Source organism: Faecousia intestinalis (assembly GCF_040096185.1).
Classification (GTDB): Bacteria; Bacillota; Clostridia; order Oscillospirales; family Oscillospiraceae; genus JAZOXB01.
Map to the genome: position 1 here is coordinate 1 of NZ_JBBMFF010000118.1, position 3300 is coordinate 3300.

The window sequence follows — 3300 nt, forward strand, 5'->3', positions numbered from 1 at the left end:
CCACTCGGGTACTGCGAGATTGCACCCCAAGGGCACTTCCTCGCGCTTCGCGCTCAGGGCGCCACGGCGGCCTTCGGCCTCCTCGCAATGACAAATCCGGTGGCCTTGCGCCACAAAAAATACTGCCGCAGGAGCGAACCCCTGCGGCAGTATTTTTCCGGATTCAGATGACCTGATAGCCCTGATCCTCGACGGTCTTTTTCAGAAGTGCGTCCCCGACCGGCGCAGACAGCGTCAGGACGGCCGTGCCGCTGACATGACTGACCTCGGCCTTTTCGACGCCCGGCAGGGCCTCGAGGCACTTCTTCACGCGGGCCTCGCAGTGACCGCACATCATACCTTCGATCTTCATCGTCTTTTCCATGGGATTTTCCTCCTTGTGATTTTTATGGTTTTCAGCCGCCGGAACGACGGTCTGCTTTGCGTGGTTCTTCCGCTTGTGGTCGTGCTTCGTGCTACGGATGCGGAACAGGTTCAGGCGCAGGGCGTTCGTCACGACGCAGAAGCTCGAAAGGCTCATCGCCGCCGCGCCGAACATCGGGTTCATCTCCCAGCCGAGCAGGTGGATCCATGCACCGGCGGCAAGCGGGATGCCGATGACATTGTAGAAAAATGCCCAGAACAGATTCTCGTGGATATTGCGCAGCGTAGCGCGGCTCAGGCGGATGGCAGCCGGGACGTCGAGCAGGCGGCTCTTCATGAGCACAACGTCCGCCGCGTCGATGGCGACGTCCGTGCCTGCGCCGATGGCGATGCCGGTGTCCGCGCGCGTCAGGGCGGGGGCGTCGTTGATGCCGTCGCCGACCATGGCGACCTTGCCCTGCTCCTTCAGGCGGCGGATCACAGCCTCCTTGCCGTCCGGCAGGACGCCAGCGATGACCTCGTCCACACCGGCCTGCGCGCCGATGGCCTTTGCCGTGCGCTCGTTATCGCCCGTCAGCATGACGACGCGGATGCCCATGCCCTGCAGCTCCCGGACGGCCTGCGGGCTGTCCGGCTTGATGACGTCCGCCACAGCGATCACACCGAGCAGCTTGCCGCTGCGGCAGAAGAACAGCGGCGTCTTGCCCTGCTCTGCCAGCCGGGCAGCACGGTCCTGCGTCTCCTGCGGGATCGCGGCAAGGCTCTGCACAAAGGCAAGATTACCGCCCGCAAGCTTCTGCCCGTCCAGCTCGGCCGTCAGGCCGTTGCCGGGCACGGCGCGGAAGTCTGTGACCTCCGGCGCGTCCATGCCGGCCGCGCGGCGCACCACGGCACGGGCCAGCGGATGCTCGCTGCGCTGCTCGAGCGCATTGGCCAGCCGCAGCAGCTCATCCTCCGTCACGCCCGGCGCGGGCAGCAGGTCCGTGACCTCCGGCTCGCCCTGCGTGATGGTGCCAGTCTTATCCAGCGCGACGATCTCGACGCGCCCGGCCGATTCCAGCGAAGCGGCCGTCTTGAACAGGATGCCGTGTCTTGCGCCAACGCCGTTGCCGACCATGATGGCCACCGGCGTGGCAAGGCCGAGGGCGCACGGGCAGCTGATGACGAGCACGGAGATGGCGCGCGCCAGCGCATAGCCCACGGTCTGGCCGACAAGCATCCAGATAACAAACGTGACAAGCGCAATGCTGATGACGGCCGGGACGAACACACCGGAGACGCGGTCGGCCACCTTCGCAATGGGGGCCTTTGTTGCGGCTGCGTCGCTGACCATGCGGATGATCTGCGAGAGCGTCGTATCCTCGCCGACGCGCGAGGCGCGGCAGCGCAGGAAGCCGGACTGGTTCAGCGTGGCAGCAGAGACGGCGTCGCCCGCAGCCTTATCCACAGGGATGCTCTCGCCGGTCAGCGCGGCCTCGTTCACGGCGCTGCTGCCCTCCTCGACGACACCGTCCACAGGGATGGTCTCACCGGGGCGGACGACAAAAATGTCGCCGGTGCGCACCTGCTCGATGGGGACGAGCGTCTCCTTACCGGAACGGACGACAGTCGCCGTCTTCGGGGCGAGCTTCATGAGGCTCTTGAGGGCGTCTGTCGTCTTGCCCTTTGAGCGGGCCTCGAGCATTTTGCCGACGGTGATGAGCGTGAGGATCATGGCGGCGGATTCAAAATAGAATTCGTCCATATAGTGCATGACCAGCTCGGCATCGCCGTGCAGCTGCGCGGCCGTCATGGCAAACAGCGCATAGGTGCTGTAGCCGAAGGCAGCCGTGGAGCCGAGGGCCACGAGGGTGTCCATATTCGGCGCGCGGTGCAGCAGGCTGCGGAAGCCGCTGAGGAAGAAGCGCTGGTTGATGACCATGATGATGATCGTCAGCAGCATCTCGGTAAGGCCCATGGCGACGTGGTTGCCCTCCAGGAAGCCCGGCAGCGGCCAGCCCCACATCATGTGGCCCATGGAGAGGTACATCAGCACAAGCAGGAAGCCGACCGACGCGATAAGGCGGCGCTTCAGCTTCGGCGTTTCATGGTCCTCCAGCGCCTCGAGTGCCTCGGACGGCCGGGCGGCCGACGGTTCTGCGCCCTTGCGCTTTGCGCCATAGCCCGCCTCCGTCACGGCGGCGACAATGGCGGCTTCGTCCGCCGTTCCCTCAACGGCCATGGAGTTCGTCAGCAGGCTCACGCTGCACGACGTCACGCCCGGCACCCTGGAGACGGCCTTTTCCACGCGGGCACTGCAGGCCGCGCAGCTCATTCCGGTCACTTGATATTGTTCCATCGTTCCCATCCTTTCCGATGAATTTCCGGGATCGCTTCACTTCATGAGCTTCTGCATGGTGCGCACAAGCTCGTCGATCACCTCGTCGTTCCCGGCGCGGATATTCTCCGCGACACAGGTGCGGATATGGTCGGCCAGCAGCTCCTTGCAGAAGGCGTTCACCGCCGCGTTGGCTGCGGCCGCCTGCGTCAGGATGTCGGGGCAGTAGGCGTTTTTCTCCAGCATGCCCTTCAGACCGCGGATCTGGCCCTCGATCCGGTTCAGCCGGTTCATCAGGCTCTTGTATTCCTCGTCCGTGCGGACCTTGGTCTTCTGGCAGCAGCATTCTTCCATGACGGTCACCTCGTTCTTTCAGATACCCCATTGGGGTATCTTGATTATATACCCCTGCAGGGTATTTTGTCAAGATGGAGCGCAGAACTTTTTTCAGTTTTTCCGTTTTTGCGCGTAAAAAACCGCCGGCAGGGCCGGCGGTTCGGGCGCAGCGAGCGTTTACCGTTTTCACAACAGCCGCTGCAACTCCTCATACTGATTCCTGATTAAAACATTTCATCAGGAATCCCGTGTGCTACGCACACTCGCATCGTGCTGACGCACGC

2 protein-coding genes are annotated in these 3300 nt (G+C 63.7%); both read right to left on the bottom strand.

Annotated features, from left to right (window positions below; all coding sequences use genetic code 11):
* Nucleotides 1-163: 163 nt before the first annotated feature.
* Nucleotides 164-2701, bottom strand: coding sequence for a heavy metal translocating P-type ATPase (locus WMO66_RS02290; protein ID WP_349134792.1), 2538 nt, complete (start codon nt 2699-2701; stop codon nt 164-166).
* A 36-nt stretch (nt 2702-2737) separates the two neighbouring features.
* Nucleotides 2738-3034, bottom strand: coding sequence for a metal-sensing transcriptional repressor (locus WMO66_RS02295; RefSeq protein WP_349134793.1), 297 nt, complete (start codon nt 3032-3034; stop codon nt 2738-2740).
* Nucleotides 3035-3300 lie beyond the last annotated feature (266 nt).